24 protein-coding genes are annotated in these 25,215 nt (G+C 34.4%); 19 read left to right on the forward strand and 5 right to left on the reverse strand.

Annotation, left to right across the window (positions count from 1 at the left end):
• The first annotated feature begins 91 nt into the window (after positions 1 to 91).
• The 8 genes from JHL15_RS12285 (at position 92) to JHL15_RS12320 (ending at position 8,271) form a co-directional block, all read left to right on the forward strand.
• Positions 92 to 706 carry a Crp/Fnr family transcriptional regulator gene (locus JHL15_RS12285; RefSeq protein ID WP_234047760.1) on the forward strand — a complete coding sequence of 205 codons (615 nt, stop codon included), beginning with the start codon at positions 92 to 94 and terminating at the stop codon, positions 704 to 706.
• A 161-nt stretch (positions 707 to 867) separates the two neighbouring features.
• Positions 868 to 1,368 carry a CinA family protein gene (locus JHL15_RS12290; RefSeq protein WP_200246092.1) on the forward strand — a complete coding sequence of 167 codons (501 nt, stop codon included), beginning with the start codon at positions 868 to 870 and terminating at the stop codon, positions 1,366 to 1,368.
• 86 nt (positions 1,369 to 1,454) lie between these two features.
• Entirely contained in the window at positions 1,455 to 2,138 is a 684-nt protein-coding gene (locus tag JHL15_RS12295; RefSeq protein WP_200246094.1) for a response regulator transcription factor, read from the forward strand.
• 241 nt (positions 2,139 to 2,379) lie between these two features.
• The gene (locus JHL15_RS12300; protein ID WP_234047761.1) at positions 2,380 to 3,666 is read left to right on the forward strand and encodes a sensor histidine kinase; all 1,287 of its coding nucleotides are present in this window, start codon (positions 2,380 to 2,382) and stop codon (positions 3,664 to 3,666) included.
• Positions 3,667 to 3,799: 133 nt separating this feature from the next.
• Positions 3,800 to 4,534, forward strand: a complete 735-nt coding sequence (locus JHL15_RS12305) for a COG4705 family protein (protein ID WP_200246096.1) — start codon at positions 3,800 to 3,802, stop codon at positions 4,532 to 4,534.
• 75 nt (positions 4,535 to 4,609) lie between these two features.
• Entirely contained in the window at positions 4,610 to 5,038 is a 429-nt protein-coding gene (locus JHL15_RS12310; protein ID WP_200246097.1) for a PepSY-like domain-containing protein, read from the forward strand.
• 1 nt (position 5,039) lies between these two features.
• Complete coding sequence (locus JHL15_RS12315; protein WP_317193036.1) at positions 5,040 to 7,466, forward strand: TonB-dependent receptor domain-containing protein; 2,427 nt, start codon at positions 5,040 to 5,042, stop codon at positions 7,464 to 7,466.
• Positions 7,467 to 7,482: 16 nt separating this feature from the next.
• Positions 7,483 to 8,271, forward strand: coding sequence for a phosphatase PAP2 family protein (locus JHL15_RS12320; protein WP_200246099.1), 789 nt, complete (start codon positions 7,483 to 7,485; stop codon positions 8,269 to 8,271).
• 78 nt (positions 8,272 to 8,349) lie between these two features.
• Here JHL15_RS12320 and pdxR read toward each other — a convergent pair whose 3' ends face one another.
• Positions 8,350 to 9,783, reverse strand: a complete 1,434-nt coding sequence (gene pdxR / locus JHL15_RS12325) for a MocR-like pyridoxine biosynthesis transcription factor PdxR (protein ID WP_200246101.1) — start codon at positions 9,781 to 9,783, stop codon at positions 8,350 to 8,352.
• A 101-nt stretch (positions 9,784 to 9,884) separates the two neighbouring features.
• Here pdxR and JHL15_RS12330 point away from each other — a divergent pair, with 101 nt between their 5' ends.
• From JHL15_RS12330 to JHL15_RS12345, 4 genes are all read left to right on the forward strand, one after another.
• The gene (locus tag JHL15_RS12330) at positions 9,885 to 10,340 is read left to right on the forward strand and encodes a cupin domain-containing protein (RefSeq protein WP_200246103.1); all 456 of its coding nucleotides are present in this window, start codon (positions 9,885 to 9,887) and stop codon (positions 10,338 to 10,340) included.
• Between the two features lie 199 nt (positions 10,341 to 10,539).
• The gene (locus JHL15_RS12335; protein ID WP_200246105.1) at positions 10,540 to 11,424 is read left to right on the forward strand and encodes a dihydrodipicolinate synthase family protein; all 885 of its coding nucleotides are present in this window, start codon (positions 10,540 to 10,542) and stop codon (positions 11,422 to 11,424) included.
• A 4-nt stretch (positions 11,425 to 11,428) separates the two neighbouring features.
• Entirely contained in the window at positions 11,429 to 11,662 is a 234-nt protein-coding gene (locus JHL15_RS12340; protein ID WP_200246107.1) for a thioredoxin family protein, read from the forward strand.
• 209 nt (positions 11,663 to 11,871) lie between these two features.
• The gene (locus JHL15_RS12345; protein ID WP_200246109.1) at positions 11,872 to 13,116 is read left to right on the forward strand and encodes a Na+/H+ antiporter; all 1,245 of its coding nucleotides are present in this window, start codon (positions 11,872 to 11,874) and stop codon (positions 13,114 to 13,116) included.
• Between the two features lie 5 nt (positions 13,117 to 13,121).
• Here JHL15_RS12345 and JHL15_RS12350 read toward each other — a convergent pair whose 3' ends face one another.
• Positions 13,122 to 14,279 (reverse strand): helix-turn-helix domain-containing protein, encoded by a 1,158-nt coding sequence (locus JHL15_RS12350; protein ID WP_200246111.1) that lies wholly within the window; start codon positions 14,277 to 14,279, stop codon positions 13,122 to 13,124.
• Positions 14,280 to 14,532: 253 nt separating this feature from the next.
• Between JHL15_RS12350 and JHL15_RS12355 the strand changes: the two genes are divergently transcribed.
• The 7 genes from JHL15_RS12355 (at position 14,533) to JHL15_RS12385 (ending at position 23,872) form a co-directional block, all read left to right on the forward strand.
• A complete protein-coding gene (locus tag JHL15_RS12355; protein ID WP_200246114.1) occupies positions 14,533 to 17,445 on the forward strand; it encodes a TonB-dependent receptor in 2,913 nt (970 codons plus the stop codon).
• A 16-nt stretch (positions 17,446 to 17,461) separates the two neighbouring features.
• Positions 17,462 to 18,289, forward strand: a complete 828-nt coding sequence (locus JHL15_RS12360) for a tyrosine-protein phosphatase (protein WP_200246116.1) — start codon at positions 17,462 to 17,464, stop codon at positions 18,287 to 18,289.
• 81 nt (positions 18,290 to 18,370) lie between these two features.
• Positions 18,371 to 19,165, forward strand: coding sequence for an AraC family transcriptional regulator (locus JHL15_RS12365; protein ID WP_200246118.1), 795 nt, complete (start codon positions 18,371 to 18,373; stop codon positions 19,163 to 19,165).
• Between the two features lie 827 nt (positions 19,166 to 19,992).
• A complete protein-coding gene (locus tag JHL15_RS12370) occupies positions 19,993 to 20,949 on the forward strand; it encodes a nitrilase family protein (RefSeq protein WP_200246120.1) in 957 nt (318 codons plus the stop codon).
• Between the two features lie 67 nt (positions 20,950 to 21,016).
• The gene (locus tag JHL15_RS12375) at positions 21,017 to 22,438 is read left to right on the forward strand and encodes a cysteate racemase (RefSeq protein WP_200246122.1); all 1,422 of its coding nucleotides are present in this window, start codon (positions 21,017 to 21,019) and stop codon (positions 22,436 to 22,438) included.
• Positions 22,439 to 22,526: 88 nt separating this feature from the next.
• Positions 22,527 to 23,135 (forward strand): Crp/Fnr family transcriptional regulator, encoded by a 609-nt coding sequence (locus JHL15_RS12380; protein ID WP_200246125.1) that lies wholly within the window; start codon positions 22,527 to 22,529, stop codon positions 23,133 to 23,135.
• Positions 23,136 to 23,227: 92 nt separating this feature from the next.
• Entirely contained in the window at positions 23,228 to 23,872 is a 645-nt protein-coding gene (locus tag JHL15_RS12385) for an NADPH-dependent F420 reductase (protein ID WP_200246127.1), read from the forward strand.
• A 191-nt stretch (positions 23,873 to 24,063) separates the two neighbouring features.
• On the opposite strand, the gene JHL15_RS12390 is transcribed toward JHL15_RS12385, so the two are convergent.
• Genes JHL15_RS12390 through JHL15_RS12400 form a run of 3 tightly spaced genes read right to left on the reverse strand, consistent with a single transcriptional unit; the run spans position 24,064 to position 25,180 of the window.
• Entirely contained in the window at positions 24,064 to 24,420 is a 357-nt protein-coding gene (locus tag JHL15_RS12390; protein WP_200246129.1) for a rhodanese-like domain-containing protein, read from the reverse strand.
• On the reverse strand, positions 24,417 to 24,719 hold the full coding sequence (locus JHL15_RS12395; RefSeq protein ID WP_200246131.1) for a DUF3817 domain-containing protein: 303 nt from the start codon (positions 24,717 to 24,719) through the stop codon (positions 24,417 to 24,419). The genes JHL15_RS12390 and JHL15_RS12395 overlap by 4 nt, the downstream gene beginning before the upstream one ends.
• 2 nt (positions 24,720 to 24,721) lie before the next feature.
• A complete protein-coding gene (locus JHL15_RS12400; RefSeq protein WP_200246132.1) occupies positions 24,722 to 25,180 on the reverse strand; it encodes a hypothetical protein in 459 nt (152 codons plus the stop codon).
• Positions 25,181 to 25,215 lie beyond the last annotated feature (35 nt).

Here is a 25,215-nt window from a genome sequence, read left to right on the forward strand (position 1 = left end):
AAAACCAATATGACGATAATTGGTTTAAAGCTTTTGTATTAATGAAGGTTTTTCACTATTTTTCTTTTTCAAATTTAGAGAAATCAGTATTATGAAAACAATCAGTTGTATGAATATCGATCATGAAATTTTATATTCTTTTGGTGCTGAAAACAAAAGTTATAAAAAGGGGGAATTGATTTTTAAAGAAGATGATCATGCGCTTTATTATTTTCAGATCGCAGAGGGAAAAGTAAAGCTTAATAATTATAATGAAGAAGGAAAAGAGTTTATTCAGAATATTTTAAGCAAAAATCAGAGTTTTGGAGATTCTTTGCTTTTTGTAAACAAAGTCTATCCCACCAATGCGACTGCTTTAACATCCTCTGAAATTATAAGAATTTCAAAGGATAATTTTTTAAAATTACTGGAAGAACACCCGGATATCTCATTAACAATGAACGCATGCCTTTCTCAAAGGTTATATTATAAAGTATTAATGACTCAATATATGGCGTATCAAAATCCAATATTAAGGCTTAAAGGATTAATGGAATATTTAAAAAGCTATTCTGAAAACGAATGTCAATTTGGATTTCCTATAGAGCTTACCAGACAACAGATTGCTAATTTAACCGGTTTACGTGTGGAGACAGTAATCAGAACATTGAAAAAGATGGAAAAGGATAATTCTATAAAATTTGAAAACAGGCGAATTCTGTTTTAGAACTATGACTCAAATCATAAAAAGTGGCATTTTGTTCTTCTAACTTTGGTAATCAATCTATTACATTTCGTCTTTGAATACCGCAAGAATATTTTTAAATAAATATTTGATTCATAAACGTCCAGTAATAGAATAAACACCAACCACTTTAAAATATGATTATGCAATTTCAACAAAATTTACTTGAATATATCAGCCAGTGTTTACTTACTACAGGAGAAACAATATCTGTGGCAGAGAGTGTAACTTCAGGATTATTACAATTGGCTTTTTCACAAATGCCTAATAGCTCCTTATTTTATAATGGCGGGATTACGACATATACGATGCTGGAAAAAGTGAAATTTCTGGATATTGATCAAGAGGAAGCAGAAATGTGTGATTCTGTTTCAGAAAATATAACAAAAACAATGGCGTTGAATGTTGCAAAATTATTCGACACTGATTGGTCTATCGCGATTACAGGTTATTCCTCACCTATAAAAAGCTCATTATATAAAATTTTCTCTTATTTTTCTTTCTCCTATAGGGGAGAGATCATTTTAACGAAAAGACTTGAGCTACATCATAAAACCCAAGCATTAGATGCTCAGCTATACTTTACAGAATTCATTTTAGGATGTTTTAAAAGCGAGCTTAATCAATTTCTAATCTTGAAATAACCTATATATTTAATCAGATTTTATATTTTAAAGGCTATTTTAGTATATTCAAAATTTCTTCAAAATTGGATATGTAAATTAGCCCAATGAAAATACTGATCATAGAAGACGAAGCTGAGCTTGCCAAAAGCATCTCCGAATATCTTTCGGAGGAAGATTATTTGTGTGAATTCGCATCCTCATTTCTTGAAGCAACACGAAAGATAGAAATGTTCCAATATGATTGTATTCTTTTGGATATTATGCTTCCCGATGGAAATGGGCTTAAAATTTTGGAAGAATTAAAAAGACAAAACAAACAGGATGGTGTTATTATCATTTCTGCTAAAAATGCTTTGGATGATAAGATCAATGGATTACAGATGGGAGCCGACGATTATCTCACAAAACCATTCCATCTTTCTGAGCTTCTGGCGAGAATCTATTCTGTGATCCGTAGAAAACAATTCAATAATGCAAATACGGTACAACAGGGAGAGCTGCAAATTGATCTTTTAGCCAAAAAAGTATCCATCAATCATCAAACAGTAGCACTTACCAAAAAAGAATTCGATCTCCTCATATATTTTATAGGAAATAAGAATAAAGTAATTTCCAAAAGCACATTAGCAGAACACCTTTCCGGTGACTTTGCCGATATGCTGGATAACCACGATTTTGTATATGCTCATGTGAAGAATTTGAAAAAGAAATTATACGATGCGGGTTGTGATCATTATTTAAAAACGGTGTACGGAACAGGATATAAATGGGAGGTAATTGATAATTGAAAATTGAAAGTGGAAAGTGGAAAATGAGAAGTTAAAGGTTTCGAGTTCCGAGATTCGAGTTATGAGTTTAAATGTTTTTGAGGTTTTAGTATTTTAATGAAGTATAATCTTATCGGTGAAGTTTAATCTCCAACATCTAAATTCTAATTTATGATTGACGAATCTAATATCTGGTATCTAATTTTCCACTTTCAATTTTCAACTTTCCACTTTATAAGTTATAACTCATAATTAAAGTCATTTGAAACCATTATTAAGCAAAACGACAAAGCCCTTTCTGATCTATGTTCTTATCATATTGATCATCAGTATACCTGTTTATTACTGGGTAGTGGATGCTATTTGGAAAGGCGAGCTGGATGAGCATAATACAACTATTGTAGAAAAAACAGCATATGAGTTTGGACGTTTAAAGCTTTCCGAGGAAGAATTTGAAAAGAGTATTCTTTTGTGGAATAAAATTCAGCCAGGGACGAATATTGAAAGAATTCCTTTTAATTCGTTGAAGAAAGATCAGGCTTTTACGATTGAGAAACAAAAAACCTATGCGCACCCACCAGAACTAGAACGTTACAGATGTCTGAAAAAAGTAGTTTACATTAATCAGAAACCCTATCTTTTTACTGTAGAAACGAATATTGAGGAATCCCATGAAACCATTGCTGTCATTGCAGCTATTACTATTTTCTTTTTTATATTGATTGTATTAGGGCTGTTATTTTTAAACAGAAAGCTTTCGGCTTCTGTCTGGGAACCGTTCAGAAATACTTTGGAAAAACTAAAAACTTTTAATCTTAACAGTCAAAATAGCATTGATTTTACTAGTACTGATATCACCGAATTTGAAGAGCTTAATCATTCGTTGAAGAAATTAATAGAGCACAATATTTCTGTATACAAAACTCAAAAAGAATTTACAGAAAATGCCTCTCATGAGCTACAAACTCCATTGGCTATCATTAAAAATAAACTGGATGTTTTATTGCAAAACAAAGATCTCACGGAAAAGCAATATCAGATCGTGGAAGATATAAACAGGGCTTTGACGAGAAGTTCCAGAATTAATCAAAATCTTTTACTCCTTGCTAAAATTGAAAACCAACAATTCACTCAAAATGAAGTTCTACCGGTTAGTGAACTTCTTCACCAGAGTTTAGAACTATTTCAGGAACATTTTGATCAAAAACAAATTCTTGTTGAAACACAAATTGCTGATGGAATTAATATTAATGGCAACAAGGTATTAACAGAAACCCTGATTAATAATCTATTAGTCAATATTGTAAGACACACATTGAACGGAGGAAGTGCATACATTGGGCTTTCTCAAACTCAAATGATCATTTCTAATTCAGGATCCACCATTTTAAACGAAGAAACTCTGTTCAAAAGATTTTCAAAAGCTTCCACAGATACTAATGGAAGTGGGCTGGGATTGTCTATTGTTAAAGAGATCTGTAACCATCAACAGTGGACATTGTCCTATAGTTTTCAGAATAATCATCATATTTTTTCTATCGGTTTTTAATCATTAACTTTTCCCAAGCTTTAAGGAAGATCTGCTTTCTGTATCTATTTTAGAGATGAATACAGACTTTACACATTAAGAATTTCCTCATTCTAAATTTCTACAAAATTGATGAGGAACTTTGAAATAAAAAATGAAAACAATCAATAAAGTAGCTTCTGTCACGCTTCTCTTCTGGTTAATGAAAATAACGGCAACAACCCTGGGAGAAACCTTAGGAGATTTCATTTCCATGACCCTTAATCTCGGATATACAATAGGTATTCTGGTTACTTTAGTGTTTTTTATCCTTTCTATATCAATTCAATTAAAGGTAAAAAAATACATTCCTGTTGTATACTGGCTTGTGATTGTAGGAACAACAACATTAGGGACAGAAATTTCAGACTTTATTGACAGGACGTTAAAAGCAGGCTATCTTTTGGGGAGTCTACTCTTAATTACAGGACTTTTAGCAACTCTGTTTCTATGGTATGGAAAATATAAAAACCTTGAAGTTTACCCTATTTTTGAGAGAAATAAAGAAATATACTATTGGATTGCTATCCTTTTTTCTAATAGTCTTGGAACAGCATTTGGAGATTTTCTGAGTGATAATCTGGGATTAGATTATTTAACAGGAGCATCTGTTACCGGAGTTATTATACTTATTGTTGTTTTTCTTCATTACCTTACAAAGATTAACCATGTCCTTTTATTTTGGATTGCTTTTGTCTTTACAAGACCTTTTGGAGCTACTTTTGGAGATTTTCTTATCAAACCTGTTGTAAAAGGAGGGCTTGATCTGGGTACTTTACATGCATCATTGGTATCATTCGGATTATTACTTCTTATGATTCTTATTTCCCATAAAAAATCAAAGAATTAAGCTCTTAGGATTTCATCTTCTAAATTTCTTCTAAATCATATCCGATCATTGTACTATAAATTAAAATATAATACAATGAAAAAATTAGCAGTTTTAGTAATAATGATTTCAGGTGCAGCTATGGTGCATGCACAAAAGATTCAACAAGGAAAAGTTCCAGTTTCAGTTCAGACTACTTTTAAAAATCAATTTCCAGAAGCGAAAAAGGTAAAATGGGAGATGGAGAAGGATAATTTTGAAGCTGAATTTCAATCAAAAGGGACTGCATACTCTGTCTTATTTAGTGCTTCAGGAGATATCATTGAAACAGAAGTTCCTATAAAAATTAATACGCTTTCTACTCCAATCAGGCAATTTATTGCTAAAAATTATCCAGATCAGAAAATAAAAGAAGCCGCTAAAATAACAGATTCAAAAGGAGTGATGACTTACGAAGCCGAAGTAGATGGTAAGGATTTGATCTTTGACATGAATGGAAATTTTATAAAAGAAATTAAAGACTAGTATGATGATCAGATTCAAGTTGTTACTAATCTCGGTAGTTTTATTTTTCACCTCTTTGGCTACGGCACAGGTTTCATCCGTAACGGTTTCAGGGATTGTAACAAATACCGGTAAATCTGCATTACCTTATACTAATGTCATTTTAAAATCACCTAAGGACAATGCATTTATTTCGGGAACAATCACAAATGAAGAAGGTAGATATTCCCTTACAGAAGTAAAACCAGGAAATTACCTGGTAGAAGTTTCTATTTCAGGATATGATACCCATACGGAAAACCTTTTTGTGGGAAGCCTTTCGGAATTCCTGGATATTCCACCCATAGAGCTGGGAATAGCTCATAGCGCCAAAGAAACAAAAATTGAAGAAGTGGTTCTCACTGGCTCTAAAAAAAATGAAGTAAGCAACCAACTTGATAAGAAAACGTATTCTTTGGCCGATAACATCAGCCAAAGTGGGGGATCAGTACTCCAGAGTATGCAGAATCTTCCCGGAATTACGGTGCAGGATGGCAAAGTTCAGCTTCGGGGAAATGATAAGGTAACTGTTTTAATTGATGGAAAGCAGACTGCATTAACAGGATTTGGAAGCCAGACAGGATTAGATAATATTCCAGCTTCAGCCATTGATAAAATTGAAATTATTAATAATCCATCTTCAAAATATGATGCCAACGGAAATGCGGGGATCATCAATATTATTATGAAGAAAAACAAGCAGAATGGTTGGAATGGAAAAGTAGGATTAACATTGGGGTTAGGCTCTCTTTGGGAAAGAAAACAAAATCTACCTACCATACGACCACAGTACACTGCAACTCCAAAAATAAACCCATCTGTTTCCCTGAATTACAGAAAGAATAAGATAAATGTCTTTTTGCAGGCTGATAATTTATACACGGAAACCCTTAATAAAAATGAATTTGTCACAAGAACTTATGATGATGGAACGATTATCAATTCTCAGTTAAAAAGAAATAGGAACACCAATTTTCTCACGACAAAAGGAGGTGTAGACTGGAATATTGATAGCCAGAATACATTAACAGTTTCTGGTCTTTATGGAAGTGAAAAAATTACGGATCGCGGTGATCAACCATTTTTCAACGGAAATCTTTCTCAGCGTCTTCGTTTATGGCAACTTTTAGAAGATGAATTGAAAACGACGGCAATGGCTACAGCTTCTTATCAGCATAAATTTAAAGAAGCCGGGCATTTATTAAATGTTGGTTTCAATTATACATTTCATAGAGAAGACGAGAAGTATTTCTATGACAATTTTTTGCCAACAACTGTAGGTAAGGATGCTTTTAAGCTTCTATCTGATGAGCAGGTATATGATTTTACAGTGGATTATGTAAAGCCTCTCAAATACGGTCGAATTGAAGCCGGGGTTAAATTGAGAAACAGAAGTATTCCTACTAATATGAATTTTCTGCCTGGAGCCAATTCCGTGATCGATGCTAATGCCGGAGGTTGGGCAGATTATAAGGAACTCATTCCCGCAGTATACGGAAACTATATTTTTGAAAATGAAAAATGGGAAGCAGAATTAGGATTAAGAATGGAATACGTGAAGATTCAATATGATGTAAATCCCAATCATCCTACTTATTCAAGCAATGGGTACAACTATACCCAACCATTTCCCAACCTGAGGGTAGGTTATAAACTAAATGACCATAATAAGTTCTCTATATTTTACAACAGAAGAGTAGATCGCCCTAATGAAGTAGATATTAGAATATTTCCTAAATATGATGATGCAGAAATCATTAAAGTGGGTAATCCCGGATTACGTCCCCAGTTTACCAATTCGATAGAACTTGGCCACAAATACAATTGGGACAATGGCTATTTATACTCTTCTCTTTATCATCGTTTTTCGAATGGAACAATTACCAGAATTTCAAGCATTGTTCCTGAAAGCACATTGATATATGCCATATTCCAGAATGCAGGAAAAAGCTATAATTCCGGGATTGAAGCCATCTGGAATCAGAAAATATCATCGGTTTATTCATTTAATATCAATGGGAATATTTATAGAAATCAGATCAATGCATTTACCGTGGAAAACCTATATCCGAAACCCAATGTTTTTTCTGCAGATCAGCAGACAGCTGTATCCGGAAATGTTAAAATGAATAATATTTTCAAATTATCAAAAGGAATCAATGCTCAACTTACGGCAGTGTATTTAGCGCCCGACATTATCCCTCAAGGAAGAATTGGGAGTCGCTTTTCCGTGGATCTGGGAGTGAAAAAATCAATCCAAAATGGGAAGGGCGAAATATTTCTAAATGCCTCTGATCTATTCAATACAATGGTGATCAAAAAACAAATTCAGGGTTCTGGATTCAGATATACAAGTGATGATTATTACGAAACCCAGGTTGTCCGATTGGGCTACAGTTATAAATTTTAATTCAAATAAGATTCAAATGAAAGGTTTAATAGCAAGCTTAGTTTTAATTTTTATAAACTTCCATGAAGTGAAGGGGCAGGATACCATAAGAGTTGATACGGTTAAAGATAGTGTAGCAACTTCTCCAAAATTAAATAACGATGATGCCACTCATCACTTTACCTATAAAAAGCTGATCATTCCTGCTGCATTGATTTCTTATGGTGTAGCAAGTTTAAGTATTAAAGGATTGCAGCAACTGAATTCTTCAACCCAATATGAAATCAGCGAGCATAAACCTGATCCTATAAAACTGGATAATTATTCTCAATTTGCACCTGCTGTAATTGTTTATGGTTTAAATGCTGCTGGAATAAAAGGAAAACATAATTTCAGGGATCGGAGTATTATCTATGGAACTTCTCTATTGATTTCGTCAGCAATTGTTCTTCCTCTAAAACATATTGCTAAAGAAGAAAGGCCAGATGGTTCCAATAATCTTTCGTTTCCTTCCGGCCATACAGCAATGGCTTTTGCTTCTGCACAATTTATGTTCAGAGAATATAAGGATACTAACTTCTGGTTAGGTATTTCCGGATATTCCTTTGCTGTTTTTACGGGAGTTTATCGGATGTTAAATAACAAACATTGGTTTGGTGATGTAGTAGGTGGAGCTGGTTTTGGAATTTTATCCACCGAATTGGCTTATTGGCTTTATCCAAAAATTAATCAGCTTCTGGGAGGTAAAAAAGAGAAATCTCAAACAATGATAATGCCTTTTTATCAACAGGGAAATGTAGGAATAGGATTGGTCAAAAATTTTTAAGCCTAAATAAAACAAATCATTGTTACGCACATTGATCCCAAAGAATAATTGAAAGCTTTCCAAAATAGGGAAGCTTTTTTATTGTAACTCCTTCAATATTTCTCCAATTATTGCAATACTTTGCTCCAACTGTTCTTCAGAAAGAGAACCATAGCTTAACCTGAGTCCATTTAAATAATGATCAAAACTGTATTTCTGAGGATGTATTATTTTGACATTTCTACTTAATAATGAATTCGTTAGATCATCCCAGTTCAAATTTACTTTTGGTACGATCCAGAATGCTAATCCACCATCAGGTAAAGTGAAACTTGCATTATCCTGTATATGTTTTTTCAAAAGAGTATGTACAAAATCTCTCTTATTTTTATAATGAATAGTTGCCTTTTTGATATGCTTTTTAACAGCACCTTCTTTTATTAGCTGAAGAACTGCCTGTTCCATGATCACATCTCCCTGCACATCTATTATTTTCCGCAATTCACCTACTTTATTCAGCAGAATTCGATCTTTAGTTACTAAATATCCGATTCTTAAAGCAGGAGCTACAACCTTGCTCATCGTTCCTACATAAACATAATTGGTAAGTTCAGGGAAGCTTGAAAGAGGAAGAATAGGACGGTATCCAAAATGAAACTCATTATCATAATCATCTTCAATAATAGTAATGCCATTAGCATTAGAAATTTCTATCAATTTCAATCTTCTAGCTAAACTTAAAGTAACCGTAGTAGGATACTGTCTATGAGGTGTTAGATAGATAGCTTTAATATTCTTTTTCTCTTCTAAAAGTTTGATAATATCTTCTACAATTATTCCCTCATGATCCACTGATACTGGCAGTAATTTTGCGCCAGCGTGTTCAAATGCTTTCCATGCTGGTTTGTAACCTGGATTTTCAACGACCACATAATCTCCCGGATTCAGCAAGCTCTGAGCGGCCAGAAACATGGCCATCTGGCTGCCCCGCGTGATAGAAATTTCATGTTCGTTACTATCCATTCCTCTTTCATGATTAAGCATTTGAGAAACGGCTTTTCGAAACTCTATATCTCCATGTACATCGGTATATCCCATCATTTGCCATCTTGCCTTTCTATTGAATATCTGGCGGTATGCCCTCGCCAGCTCAGTTATAGGAGCAATTTTACTGTCAGGATGACCATCATCATAATTGATCAAAAAAGGGTCTGCAGGGTTTGTAAACTCACGCGTGACTTCTTGCTGATCCTTAGAACGGATTTTCAATGATGGTAATTGATCAGATACAAAGATTCCTTTTCTCTCTTTAGACAATACCCATTCTTCATTGATCAGAACCTGATAAGCTTCCACTATAGTATTTCTGTTAACAGCCAGCATGGAGGCTAAAACACGGCTTCCGGGAAGAGCATCACCTCCTTTTAATCTCCCGGATTGAATATCAGCAATAATGGTATCGGCAATTTGAAGATATACAGCTTTCGCTAACTTCTTATCAATTTTGAATTCTAATTTCCATGGACGCAACATCTGGACTACCTACTTTTATTAAAACTGAATCATTTAGATGATCCAAATATAAAATATTTTTGTAAAGCAATAATGCAAAAAACATTAAAATTTTTACAATCATGGACAATGAAAAATTCAGTTCAAAAGACTTTCACAAAACTTTTGCAAGACCAGAATTCCAAAAACCCAGTCATCTCATTCATAAAAATGTAGAAAGAGCAGGTGAGCACGATCAATTTTCAACAGAAAGAAAACATCCGGTATTCTTTGTAGATCTGCCCAGTAAAAATGTAAGTATGACTATAGGGGGTTTATTGCCTGGACAACAAACCAACAAACATCGTCATACCTATGAAACCGTATTGTATGTAATAGAAGGGAAAGGCTGGACAGAAATAGAAGGAGAAAAAGTAGAATGGCAGGCGGGAGATGCTGTATATATTCCTTCATGGGGATGGCATAAGCATCAAAACTTAAGCGATACAGAACCTGCAAAATATATTGCCTGCGAAAATGCTCCGCAATTACAAAATTTGGGAGTGGCATTAAGAGAAGAAGAAGGAAGAGATTTGTAAGAAAGCCGTCAGTTCGAGTGAAACTATTCGCAATAAAATGAAGAATAATTTTGTATCGAGAACCTATGTCTAAAACTTCTCGATACGCCTTTCTTCGAAAGCCTACTCGAAGTGACGATTAAACAATGGTGAGTCATTTTGTGGTTGATAATTTAACAAGAGATTGATCAATCTCATTACACTTTTAAAAAGAAAATACATGAAAAATGTTCCATTTAAAGGGATCATTGCATATCCCATAACTCCCTTTGATCAGGATGAAAAAGTAAATATCCCGCTTTTCAAAAAACTGGTAGAAAGACTGGTTGCGTCCGGGAGTCACGGTATAGCACCATTGGGCAGTACCGGAGTTCTTCCATATTTATCCGATGAAGAGAAAGAAGCAATAACGGAAGCAACAATCCAACAGGTAAACAAAAGAATTCCAACATTAGTAGGCGTATCCAATCTTACAACTGAAAAGACAGTTTATCATGCAAAATTTGCTGAAAATGCAGGTGCAGACGCTGTTATGATCATACCGATGAGCTATTGGAAATTGACAGATGATGAAATTGTGACGCATTACGATACAGTTGCCAGCAAAATATCAATACCGATTATGGCTTATAATAATCCGGCAACAGGTGGTGTAGATATGTCTCCGACATTATTGAAAAGATTATTGGAAATACCTAACGTTACAATGATCAAAGAAAGTACAGGAGATGTACAGAGGATGCATTATCTGAGAAAGGAACTGGGAGAAGATGTTGCTTTCTATAACGGTTCCAATCCTCTCGCACTGGCTGCATTTACTGCCGGAGCAAAAGGATGGTGTACTGCGGCACCTAATTTAATTCCTGAGCTGAATATCAGTTTGTACAAGGCCATTGAAAATAACCAACTGAAGGAGGCTCAGGATATTTTTTATAAACAGGTAGAATTATTGAAATTCATTGTTGCTAAAGGGTTACCAAGAACAGTCAAAGCCGGTTTAAATATCCTTGGTGAAGATGGCGGAAACTTAAGAAGTCCACTAAAACCACTGCAGCAATGTGATATTGAAGAATTAGAAACTATTATTAATCATTTAAAAAATTAATCCAATGAAAAAGTCCATTTTTTATCATGCAGGATGTCCTGTATGCATCAGTGCTGAGCACGATATTATTAATCTTATCGGAGTTGAAAATGTAGAAATCATTCATCTCGGTGAAGACAGAAGTAAAATTGAAGTTGCTGAAAGGGCAGGAGTGCAGTCTGTTCCTGCTTTAATAACTCCCAATGGAAATGTATTGCACATTAATTTCGGAGCTTCTATGGAGGATGTAAAAAATTAGTGTTGGTTTTGGCTAAAGCCATTATGCAAAATGTAAATTATAGAATGGGCTAACCCCCTTTATATTGATCCGAAATTATGCCAAAACAGGTAGCCAAAAACTACCTGTTTTTCTTCATTGATTCCCTTCTTTACATCATTATTTTTGTTACTTTTATCAATTCAACAATCAACTACAACTATAGAATTTTCTGAAATACAATAAATCTGATGGAAAACTATGCTGTCATTTTAGTGATTATGGCCTTAATGATCGGAGTTTCCGGTTTAGCGGGTAAAATTAAAATACCTGTCCCGATGCTTCTTTTAATTGTGGGGGTGATGATCGGTTTTGTTCCTGCTATGCCAGAAGTTGAGATCAACCCGGAAATTATCATGTTGCTTTTTCTTCCTCCTTTATTGTATGATGCGGCCTTTAATATTTCATTTCAACAGTTTAAAACGAATCTCAATACGATAGGAACATTAGCAATAGGGCTTGTATTCTTAACCACAATAGGGATTGCTGTTATCGCTCATTATTTAATTCCTGGTATGACATGGCCATTAGCTTTTGTTCTGGGTGCAATTCTTTCTGCAACTGATGCTGTAGCAGCATTAGGGGTAACCAAAGGGCTAGGGCTTTCTCATAAAGCAATGACCATTCTGGAAGGGGAAAGTTTGATTAATGATGCTTCCGCTTTGGTAGCCTATCGTTTTGCTGTAGCAGCTGTTATAGGCGTTGCCTTTGTAACCTGGAAAGCATCTATTGAATTTATATGTGTTTTAGGTGGTGGATTTCTTGTTGGCTGGATTATTTTTGTAGGATTAAGATTCATTATTGGCTTCTTTCGTAAAGATGCAATGGTTGTAAACAGTTTGATTCTTTTAATGCCCTTTGTAACTTACCTTATAGCAGAGCACTTCAAAGTATCCGGAGTAATTGCGGTTGTTTGTTTAGGCTTAGGAATGTCTAAACTGAGCAGAACCAAATTTCCTGATCATGTCAAAGAGCAGTCCCGTAATTTCTGGGATATTATTATTTTTCTTCTCAACGGGCTCATTTTTTTACTGATCGGTCTGGAATTCCCTATTATTCTAAAGAAAATGCCCCAGATACAAGTTTGGATTTATGCAGGTTATGCCGCGATTATTGTAATCGTAACCTTGATCATCAGGATGGCAAGGGTCTATCTGCAGCAATTCAATCTACAAAGAGCTTTTCAGGGCAAAAGGAGAGTTAGAATCAGTGAAGAGGCATTGTTTGACTCTAAAACCAGTTTTATCCTTACATGGTCCGGAATGCGGGGGATTGTTTCTCTAGCCATCGCATTAGGTCTTCCGACTCACATTAATGGAGGCGAACCTTTTCCCATGCGTAATGAAATTATCTTTTTATCTGTAGTTGTCGTTTTAATTTCTTTGTTGGGACAAGGTCTTACTTTGCCATGGATCGTTAAGAAATTTAAATTGTAAAAAAATTAGGCACTCCCTCTGTATAGATTTTCAAACGTTTCTCTTTTATTTTCCTGTGTCAGACTTTTATAGTAAGCTGATGGTGTTTGACCAATAATTTCTTTAAAATAACGATTAAAAGAAGATTTTGATTTGAATCCTGCCTCATAAGCAAAGGATAAAAAATTAATACTCTCATTTTTTTCAATGGCTTCTTCTACAATATTTTTAAAATAATCGATCCTGTATTCGTTGATATAGCGATAAAAAGGTTTGTTTTTATAACCATTCAGCATCTCGCTGATCTGATATTTATTGATCTCCGTTTTATGAGCCAGTTCGTCCAGATTTAAATCACAATTCCTGAATAATTCCTGTCTTTTCATCGAAGCATCCATTTTCTGCCATAGTTCACTGAATTTCAACTCATAATCAACAGTATTTACTGTATTATTATTTTGATGTACAGGAATTTTAACCCTATTATCTGAATGAATTTCATGAATATTCATTATTTCAGTTTTGAGACTTTTTCTTATGATTAAAAGGCAGATCATTAACAATAAAAAGTAGGCAATACACCTAATCGAAATATTAATTATGTGTGCATCTTCCGGTCTGATATAAAGTAAAGTTTTAGAAATTACCACTCCCAATTCCATCAATAAAAGGCAGTAAGATATCCTCGTAATGATATCGTATTCAATATTGTCAAGGATTTTAGATTTGTTTTTTCTGGCAATAAGAATGCTTTTTACAGGATAATATAAGTTGACCATAAAAATGAGATCCAGGCTGAAATCATTGTAAAGATTCAACAATTTCTGATCAACATGATTAAGAATGACAAAGACACATGAAATGGTAAAATATGCGATCATCAACAAAAAAAGAGGGATGAAAATATACCACTTACTGGCAATAGAGAACCCCTTTTTTGTCTTGCTTAAAGTATATAAATAAACCAAAGGACCGTAACAGACACCAATAAACGTATTCATCTGCTGCCTGATACTTTCATCGGGGATAAAATTGAAGATCACAAATTTTATGATCAAATGAACCGCAATTGCTGAAAGCAGGAAAATAAACAGATAATTAGAAGGTGACTTTCTTTCTTTAAACTGTAAAAGCCAAAGTGCCACAAGTGCCTGAAAAGCTCCAATAATGATAATATACTGCATCCCTTAGGTTTTATACAAAAATAAATACAAAAAGAAAACTTATTCATTGTGGAGTTATTATTTATCTATTACAATTTTTTTATACTTCTTAATATATGGTTCATAAATAAATAACAATTAGTTAAATTAAATTAACTAATTGTAAATCAAGATATTTTAAGTCTCAATCCAACGAGTGACACGTTTATAATTGTGATTTTTTTTGAAGGACGATAGAGCGTAACAATCTGCCCAATTTTGTCAAAAAAAAACGATGAACAACTCTATTGGTTTTTCAAAACATAAGTCACGAATCATTCAGGTATCTGCTTTTTTCTTATTGGCTTCTTTTGGAGCCATTCACGCACAAACTATTAAAGGAACTGTTGTAGGCAAAACAAACGGTGCTCTTCCTGGAGCTAATATTTCTATTGTAGATGCTGAAAATAAAACAGTTTCATCCTTAGACGGAGATTTCAATATCCTATCACCGAAATTGGGTGAGGTCAGCCTTAAAGTAGAGTACATTGGCTACGAGACCCAATTTTTCCCGGTTGTCATTAAGGAAGGAACCAATGACATCGGCTATATAACGATATCTCCCGAAGAAAAATCTACCAAAGATAAGATAGGAAATATACAGGAAGTAGTATTTACCAGATCTAATGCTTTAACACAAGCCAAGGCCTATGAAATAAAAAAGAATAACAACGCGATTATGGAAGTTATTGCAGCCGATGCTATTGGAAAGCTTCCGGATCGAAATGCTGCTGAAGCAGTACAAAGGGTTCAGGGAGTTGCTGTAGCAAGATATCACGGGGAAGCGGATCAGGCAACGGTAAGAGGAACTCCTTTTGCCTGGACTTCGGCTTTATTTAATGGAAATCGTTTACCGAGCGCCAATGTTTTAGGAAATCGTTCTTTCGTACTAGATGTTGTCCCTTCTGAATTGATCCAGTTTGTTCAGGTTTCGAAGGCAATTACTCCAGATATGGATGGCGATGCCATTGGTGGGAGTATAAATTTTATAACAAGGACCGCTCCTGCAAAGAAGACACTGAGTGTAAGTGGTGCCGGAGGTTATAATACATTTTCTCAGGATGGAACGTATAATGGATCCATCGTGTATGGGGATCGTTTTTTCAAGAATAAATTAGGAGTCCTTTTATCAGGTGCTATCTGGGATAGACAATGGGGAGCAGATTCATTTGATGTTACTTATAATACGGGTGCAGCTAGCGATCTTCAGAAAAAATCCATCAGTACCATTATGATGAAAAGATATATGGGAACCCGACGAACAATAGGGTTGAATGGTGGATTGGAGTATAAATTCAATGCGAATAACAAAGTGTATTTCAGGGGCATGTTTAATAAGTTTGATGATATTCGTCCTGTTTACGAATCCTATGTAGACTATACAAACAATCGTTATCAGTATAATTTCAGATATTCTCACTACCAGACTGAATTGTATGGAATGGAACTCGGAGGTGAACACAGTCTTTCTTCTAAATTAAGTCTGGATTGGATGCTAAGTGATTATCAGGCTAAATATTTTCTGGATACGCCTCCTACAAATGAAATCAAAGGACTTCCGATCTCAACTTTCAGACAGAAAATAAACAGTGGATTCAATAATCTTTCCAGTGATGGAAAACGGTATTGGGGATTTGATTCACCCAATGGAATAGGAGGAGAGTATCTGGATTACGGATCAGATGTGAAAGCCCCGAATGAACAGATGAATCCGAATAAATTACTATTATCTCAGCTGGTGATTTCAAAATTGGATAATAATGAAAGAGATAAGATTGCAAGGGTGAATTTAAAATATGATATTAATTCTAACATAACATTGAAAGTTGGAGCTAAATACCGTGACAAAGACCGTACAAGCACATTCGGATACAATGCTGTTTTTCTTCCGGGTGCTTCTTTAGGAATTCCAAATTCCCCAGCATTATTAAGCCTTTCCCAACTGACGACAACAGATCCACCAAAAGGAACCGGTTTTTTAAATGGCATGAATGGAAATTATAATGCATATGTGATGAATCCACCTACAAAAGATCAGCTTTTTCAGATGTTTTCACCTGAGTTTATGCAACAATTCGGATTCAAAGATTTCTCAAGTGCTGAATCCAATGCTACAAGTGTTTATACAGGAGAAGAATCTGTTTTTGCAACCTATGCGATGGCAGAAATAAAAGCCAGTGAGAAATTCAAAATTGTAGGTGGGTTTAGAAATGAAACAACAAGATTAACCCTGAATGGAGCAAAAGCGACCAAAGAAGGAACTCCAGCTACAACGGTAATCAGCCCTTCTGTTGTGGAAAGCAACTATAATGCTTTTTTACCGATGCTTCATTTGCGTTATAATCTTTCACCAAAAGCAAGTTTAAGATTTGCCTATACGAGATCATTCATTCGTCCAAACTTTGGGGATATGTCACCGGGATCCAGCATTGACAATACTTCAAATCCTTTTACCATTACAAGAGGAAATCCGGATTTAAAACCTACGTTCAGTCATAATTTTGATATGATGGGTGAATATTACTTCAATAACATTGGGATTCTTTCAGGTGGGGTATTTTACAAGAAGATTTCAAATATTGTTTTTTCAGATACTTCAATGTTAAATATCGGAGGGACAGATTATATGGTCACGCAATCTAAAAACCTTCAGGATTCCAATCTTTTCGGTTTTGAAGCAGGGATCAACAAACGTCTTGATTTCTTACCGGGATTCTGGAATGGCTTTGGGGTAGAATTTAATTATACATTCATCAATTCAAAAGTAGAAGTACCAAGAACTGCAGATGGCATTCAGTACTTTGATAAAACCACTCTTCCTAATCAGTCTAAAAATCTCTTTAATGCTATTTTATATTACGAAAGCAAAAAGCTGATGATTCGTCTTGCTGGAAATTACAGAGGTAAATCCGTAGAAACCATCAACCAAAAATTAGGTCCGGATTATTATATCTGGTCGGATAAAAACTTTACGGTTGATTTTTCTGCCAGCTATGACATCAGTAAAAAAGTGAAAATCTTTATTGAACTCAACAATCTGAGCAATGAAAGTTTAAGGTTGTATATGGGTGATAACAAAAAAAGAGTGACTTCAAACGAATGGTATGGAAGCAGAGGACAAATGGGTGTTCGTTGGCAAATATTTTAAAATTAAAATAAGATACATGAAAAAATTAGCAGTAACAATGACAATGATGATTGCATTAGGATCAACAGCAAATGCACAGATCAGCGACAGTCTCCGTCGTGTCGTAAAAATGGATGGAGCTTATAATTTCAGAGATACAGGAGGTTATAAGACCGCAGAAGGTAAAGAAGTTGTATTGGGTAGAGTATACAGAAGCGACGCCATTGATAAATTATCAGATAAAGATCTTAAAACTTTTAAAGACAAGAAGATTGCAACCGTTGTAGATTTCAGAGGTATTGAAGAAGCAAAGAAAGCACCGGACAGACTCCCTCAAAATACAAACTATCTTCTTTGTCCTGCGGGAAGTAATAATCTTCCAACACCACAAGATATGGTGAAGTTTCTAAAGGATAAGAACTTTTTATTTGACATGTATGGGGAAGGAGGATTACCATATTTCGGGGAACGATACAGACCATTGTTTGTAAAATTACTTACCCTTCAACCAAACGAAGCTCTTTTGTATCATTGTACAGGTGGAAGAGATAGAACAGGAATGGCTTCTGCTTTGTTTCTAAAGGTATTAGGAGTTCCTCAAGAGGTAATTGAAAGCGATTATGTAGCCTCCAATTTTTATCTTGCGAAAAACCCGACTATGAAACAAATGTACTCTGGGCTTTCCAAAATGGCAGGAATGAGCGAGGATGAAATTAAAAAACAAATGGAGCTAAGACCAGAGTTGATCAAAAATTTCTTCGCATCGATCAATAAAAAATACGGAAGTGTTGAAAATTTCTTCCAGGTAGAAATGGGAATCGGACCTAATGAAATTGTTATTTTAAAGCAGAAATACACCCATTAAGATAACACTCAGTTAGATTTAAATAGAATAAGCTGTCTCCCATATGAGGCAGCTTATTTGTTTATTTTTAATTAATTTTGAATGATGCAAATTTCTCCACCAAAGCAATTAGCCTGCTATATCAAACACTATATCTTTTTAGAAAATCCTGAGAATGATAGTAAAAACATGCGCTTATTTGCTGACGGAAATACGGGTCTTATCATTTCTGCAGATATGAATATACATGATAGTATGGAGAAAAATCTACCACTATCTTTCTTTTACGGACAGCCTACGCACTATAAAGATCTTATAACAAAAGGTTCATTCTCTTTACTTGCAGTCGTTTTTCAGCCTTATTTTTTTAATCTGCTTTTTAATGTTGCTGCTAAAGAAATTAAAAATGAGATCATTGCAGCTACAGATATCTTAAAAGATCAATTGATTCCGTTCCAGGAAAGCCTTTATAATAAAGAAGATCCTTTGTCCATTATTAATGCTTTAAATGCATACTTTTTAAAACTGATTTCTAAAAAAGAGACTTCAGATCTATGGCTTATAAAAGCTCAGCAGTATCTTCTTCAAAATAAAGGAACTACATCCTTAAAGGATTTGGAGCATTTTACAGGATATTCTGAACGTCATCTCGAAAGAAAATTCGAAAGCCATATTGGAATATCTCCCAAAAAGTACAATACCATTATACGCTTGCATCATTTTTTAAGTCTGATGAAGAATGATACCGACAAAACGAATATGACGGGTCTTTCCTATGAAGCAGGATATTCTGATCAATCACATCTGATTAAAGATTTTAAAAATATGATAGGGTTGACGCCAAGCCAATATCTGAAAACGAAAAATAAACTTGCTGTCAATTTTATAGAGCTTTAGTGAGCTTTTTTTGGCTCGCAGATTTAGCAGATTATTCAATCCGAGAGAATAAGATTAAACCACAAACCGAAGGTTCGACGTAGTCAAAAGTCACAAAAGTTTTTTTAACACGTTAGCTATTTTAAGTTTTTATGCATGCTGCTTAATAAGAACACATAAGCTTTAAAAAAAATCAAAGATTTTTCAATTACATGGGCGCATAATTTTTGTTTTTCCCAATCATGTCGTCATCTCCACCTTGTCATTCAGAGCGAAGCGAAGCGAAGGAATCTAAACTACATATATAAAGATAAGAATTAAAAAACCTGCTCAATCTGCAAGATCCGCGAGAGATAAAACAATCAATAGGAACGGACTTTAGCCCGTTAAAAAAGATAACCATTCTAAAAGGCTTTAGCCAAAACCTAGAATAATATAATTTTAGCTAAAGCCAACCACAAAAGTCACAAAAGTTTTTTTAACACGTTGTCATTGCGAACGAATGTGAAGCAATCTCAAATTACAATTATTAATAACAGAAAATTTTAAAACACGTAAACTGTTTTTAAGTTTAATATTCAATGCTGCACAATAAGAACACATAAGTTTTGAAAAATCAAAGATTTTTATTCCGTAAGCTTCATCAGCAAAGCTAATATTTGCAACCTTCAATAATCCATCATGATAATAAATCTTTGCGATAAAGAAGAAAAATCTGCTCAATCTGCAAAATCAGCGAGAGAAAAAACACATCGTCAATCAAAAATAGAAATTCAACCCATTTCATTAATGGCGGTTTTTTACAATTTCAGATTCTTCAAGCCATCTAATTTTGCTAAAAAAAAAGTATGATCAATCTTAAAATTGCAACCGCACAATTCGAAAACAAAAGTGGTGACAAAGCATATAATCTTTCAGTCATAGAAAGACTAAGTAAGGAAGCCGCTGCTAAAGGCTCACACATCATTGCTTTTCACGAATGCTCCATTACCGGATATACTTTTGCGAGACAGCTCAGCAGAGAACAAATGCTTGAGATTGCCGAAATAATTCCTGGTGGTGAAAGTATTCAAAGATTACAAAAAATAGCATCTGAAAATAATATTACCCTATTAGCAGGTCTTTTTGAAAAAGATGAACACGATAATCTGTTTAAAGCGTATGTATGTGTTGATAAAAATGGATTGGTAGCTAAGTATCGAAAATTGCATCCTTTTATTAATCCTCATCTTACAGCAGGAGAACAATATTGCGTTTTTGAGATTCACGGATGGAAGTTTGGAATTTTAATCTGTTATGACAATAATATTATTGAAAATGTGAGAGCAACCAAACTTTTGGGTGCAGATGTTATTTTTATGCCTCATGTTACGATGTGTACTCCTTCTTCAAGACCAGGAGCCGGATTTGTAGATCCAATACTTTGGGAAAACAGAGAAACTGATCCTACCTCATTACGTCTTGAATTTGATGGAATGAAGGGAAGGGACTGGTTGATGAAATGGCTTCCTTCAAGAGCTTATGATAACGGAGTATATGTTGTTTTTTCAAATCCTATAGGAATGGATGACGACCAACTAAAGAATGGATGTTCTATGATTATTGATCCTTTTGGAGATATTCTTTCAGAATGCCGCTCATTTGAAGATAGCTTTGTTACAGCAATTATTCATCCTGAAAAACTGACACAGGCTGGTGGATATCGTTATATTAAAGCACGAAGACCTGATTTATACAAAGACATCATTGGACAGGATCATCACTCTGAACAGAAGGTGGTCTGGCTTACCCCACAAAAAGAGTAAATAAAACTTATAATTGTAAAGACTTCACCCAATTTATTATCTAAATTTGTTTTCATTACTAGAAATCATGGGAACGAAAGAAAAATTAGCCATAATTGGAGGTCTGGGTACATTATCTGGAGGTGATTTATTTTTTAAATTATTAAAATCTCGAAAGGTGCTTAAAAACCAATTGAACTATCATTTTATATTTGAGCAGCAACCTTATAACCAGATGGATGTACCCTTACATCATAAAGAAGATATTAAATCAAGAAAATTTTACACCTATAATATCTGCAAGAGATTTGAAGAACAGAATGTGACCAGGATTCTTTTACCTTGCTTTGCCAGCCATTCTTTTTTACATGAACTTCAAACAGAGATCTCAATACCAATACTCAGTCTTTACGATGCCATTTTAAAATATTTAAAAGATCATTATAAAAAAGGTTCTAAGATTGGTATTTTAACGTCCAATTTCATCAAAGAATCAGAAATCCTTCAAACCTATTTTAGTGATTATAAATTGATTTTTCCTGAGAAGCAAGGTCAATTAATGGATGCCATATATAATGAAAAAGGAATAAAAAACGGAATATTGGATGGGTTTCCATTAGAGCATATTTATGAAATTTGCTGTGAACTTGAAGAACACTGTGACATCATACTTCCATGCATTACAGAGATCTCACTCATTACAGATTCGTTAAGAAAAAGAGGTGTACGAATCATTGATATCAATCAGATCTATGCAGATTATGCATTGAGTAATAACGACAAGAAACATATAAAACCATTCAAACTTGGAATCTTAGGTGGAGTAGGTCCTTCTGCTACTGTAGATTTTATGAATAAGGTTATTAAAAATACTTCAGCTAAAAGAGATCAGGATCACATCAAAATGATCGTCGAACAAAATCCTCAGATCCCTGATAGAACAGCACACCTGATTTATAATGATACTGATCCGACTATTGCCATGTTTTCAACCTGTAAACAATTGGAAGCCGAGGGCGCCAATGCCATTGCAATTCCATGTAATACTGCACACGCTTTTGTTCATAGTATCCAATCCCATCTTACTATTCCTATTATCAATATGCTGGATATAACGGCTGAGTATATTATAAAAACATTCGGAAATGCAATTAATATTGGTCTTCTAGCTACCACCGGAACTATTGAAAGTAAAGTATACCATGAGGTTTTTGCCAGATATGGTCTTACGGTTGTTATTCCAGATGAATTACACCAGGAATATGTAATGGAAAGTATTTATGGAAAAGAGGGGGTTAAAGCTGGTTATACAGAAGGAGCTTGCAAAAACAATATCCTAAAAGCAGCAAGGTATCTTATGAATTCAAATGCTCATGTTATTATTCTGGGATGCACAGAGCTTCCTCTGATGTTTCAGGATCAGGAGTTTCTTATTAATGATAATAAAGAAGTTCCTCTTGTTGATCCAACTTTAATACTTGCAAAAGAATGTGTAAGGATAGCAGAATAAAATAGAATTATAATTTCTTTAAAAAGGAGATGAGACAAACAGCTATAATTAATCAAGGAATAGTAAATTTGTTACAAGGAAAATCAATATGAAAGAAAATCTTGTACTCGCTTCAGTGGAACCTTTAATTGATTATTTTAACCGTATTATCCCTTTGAATGCAGACGAACGTCAGCTGGTTACGGAACTTTTCAAACCCAGGTTATACCGGAGAAAGCAGTACATTCTTCAGGAGGGAGATCTCTGCAATCAATTCAATTTTGTAGTTCGTGGATGTATTCGCTTATACAAAATAGACGAAAAAGGAAACACGCATATTATCCAGTTTGCTCCTGAAAACTGGTGGATGAATGATATCCGGAGTTTTCATAAAAGACTTCCTTCAGAGCTTAATATAGATGCGTTAGAAGATACTATGATTTTGCAGATCAGTCATGAAAATTTAATTACACTCTATAAAAATGCCCCGAAATTTGATAGAATATTCAGGGTTTTGCTTGAAAATAGTTTTGTTACTTTACAGAATCGATTATTACAGAACATAAGTTCTACAGCTGAAGAGCGATATCTTTCCTTTATGCAAACCTATTCTCAATTGGCTAATCGTTTACCTCAAACACAGATTGCATCCTTTTTAGGAATTACTCCTGAATTCCTTAGCAGACTGAGAAACAGACTGGTTAAGCCAAAATCTTAAACCAGATCAATAGTATTTCTTAAATTAGTTTATTGGAACAGGACCTTCTTTTTGGAGACATTTGTACTATAAATTTTAAAAAAGAAATCATTATGACAACATCATCTAAAGTAGCCGTAATAGGCTTAGGAAATATTGGTCAGGCCGTAGGTGGAAATCTTGCAAAATCCAACACTCAATTTATTGCAGCAGACCGAAACATAGAAAAGGCAAAAGAGTTTTCTGAAAAATGGAAAGCAGAAGCCAACGATATCCCAACTGCTGTAAAAAATGCAGATATTGTAGTGTTAGCAATCCCTTTTGGAACCATGGGTGGATTTATGAAAGAATATGCTGCAGATCTGGAAGGTAAAATTATTGTGGATCCTTCTAATCCAATTGCACCGGCAGAAAGTGGAGGGTTTAAAAAAATCATTGGAGAAAAGGAATCTGCAGGGGAAATCAATGCTGCATTCTTACCAAAAGGCGCAAAATTAGCTAAGGCATTAGGAACTCTTGGGGCAGGAACTTTATCCCAGGCAGCTTATCAGACTCCTGAACAATCTGTTCTTTTTTACGCTACAGATGATACGGGTATAGATGCTCAGGTTGAAAAATTAATTCATGATACAGGTTTTGAAGCTTTAAGAATCGGAGGAATTGATCAATCTATAAGAATTGAGGTTTTTGGAGATCTTCATGAATTTGGTGCGCTAGGAAAACTTGTAACGTTGTCTGAAGCAAAACAAAAAATTTAAAAGAGAGTGGAAAGTTGAGAGCTGAAAATTGAAAGTGGAAAGTGGAAAGTTAGATATCAGATGCTAGATTTACAAATTGAAATTAGAAAAATATACTACACATCCGTAACTCGTATGTTAATATAAAATAAACTCGAACCTCGTATCCCGTATCTCGAATCTCATAATTTTCAACCTTCCACTTTCCACTTTCAATTAATTAAACTTTTCTTCAAATCACTCCAAGCTCCACCATTATACACTTTCTTGAATCCTTTTTCTTTTAGGATGTGTTCGACTTTTACACTTCTAAGTCCGTGTGAGCAAACGGTGATGTATGTTTTATTGGGATCAAGTTCAGTATATCTTTCTCTTATGGTTCCTAAAGATATATTTACAGAACCATTAATATGTCCTGTTTCGTATTCTTTTTCTGTTCTTACATCAAGAATCACAGCTCCTTTTTTTATTAGTTGAGGCAATCCTTCATCTAATGTTTGGTACTTGTAAACACGATAGATGATATAAATACTTAGAATTACACCACAGAGAATCAATACATTTCTCATAACTTACTTAGAATTTTTTTATCAATATAAAATGTTCCAAAAGGAATAAAACATGCTAATAGAACCTTCCATGTTATTTCTTTAAATTTCCAATGCTGTTCTACACCTACACTTAAGGTATTAAGAAGAAAAAGGAGAAACAATGTTCCATGAACAGGTCCCATAATTTTCACAAAAGAAGGGTTTCCCATCCAATATTTCATTGGAACTGCAATGCACACAAGAGTTAATAACGAGATTCCTTCCAGAATAGCAAGGATTCTTAGGCGTCCGATTTTGGTTTTAAATAAATCTGTCATAATTATCTGAAATAAGGTCTGTTTGCAAGAGGAGAGAAGGGCCACGGAATCGCTATGAAAATAATAAGTAATCCAAGGCAAAACCATATCAGCATTGTTTTAAACTTTTCTTTATCGGTCTCTTTGCGTTTTGCTAATGCAGACCCAATTGTTATGATAATAATCGAAACCAACATCAGGAAAATATGGATCAACCCAAAAAATAACAGATCAAAACTTTCTTTAGCAGTATTAAAGTTTTTCCAGAAGTACGATACAATTGGGCTTTGAGAATAAAGCGTAATCCCTAAAACTAGCTGGATATGAGCAATGGTTGCGGTCCAATGCCTGACCGAATCATCCGTTTTAGAAAATAAAGTATTGGAAGTATAGCCTTTGTAAGCTCGGAAGATTGCGTAAATAAGACTTAATAAAACCAACCATCTGAAAGTAGAATGGAGGAAAGTAAGTGTTTGGTACATATACTATTTTTAATACGCAGACAAAGATATAATAA

This window comes from Chryseobacterium paridis (assembly GCF_016595215.1).
Lineage (GTDB): Bacteria > Bacteroidota > Bacteroidia > Flavobacteriales > Weeksellaceae > Chryseobacterium > Chryseobacterium paridis.